Source organism: Photorhabdus sp. RW14-46, from assembly GCF_963887965.1.
Classification (GTDB): domain Bacteria; phylum Pseudomonadota; class Gammaproteobacteria; order Enterobacterales; family Enterobacteriaceae; genus Photorhabdus; species Photorhabdus laumondii.
In genome coordinates this window covers 1-309 of the sequence record NZ_CAWPHH010000138.1, presented here as the reverse complement: position 1 = coordinate 309, position 309 = coordinate 1, and the positions used below count along the sequence as shown (strand labels likewise).

2 pseudogenes are annotated in these 309 nt (G+C 54.4%); one reads left to right on the top strand and one right to left on the bottom strand.

Going from position 1 to position 309, the window contains the following annotated elements:
• Positions 1-167 (top strand): annotated as a pseudogene (locus AACQ38_RS23930) (IS4 family transposase); the annotation flags it as partial.
• A gap of 11 nt (positions 168-178) precedes the next feature.
• Here the strand turns inward: AACQ38_RS23930 and AACQ38_RS23925 are convergent.
• Positions 179-309 (bottom strand): annotated as a pseudogene (locus AACQ38_RS23925) (transposase); the annotation flags it as partial.

The window sequence follows — 309 nt, the reverse complement described above, 5'->3', positions numbered from 1 at the left end:
CCCCGAGTTTGCATTGGGCCTTCATCAATCTGGGAAAACTGGCCGGCTGGTACGATTCCAAACGCACGGGTCGAGTCGGATGGGAACGACTTTGGGAAGGCTGGTTTCGGCTGCAAACCCTGATAGAGGGCTATTTGCTGGCTAAATCAGTTGATTTGGAGATCTGATCAAGAGACAGGCTATACTGGCGGGGAACCAAACCCGTCGAGGCCGCAAAATCCCGGCTGCGAGAATATTGTTTTCCATCACCCAGTGGTGAGGAAAGCACACTCGCCGTGATGGGACCAATACCGGGGATCGTCATCAGCC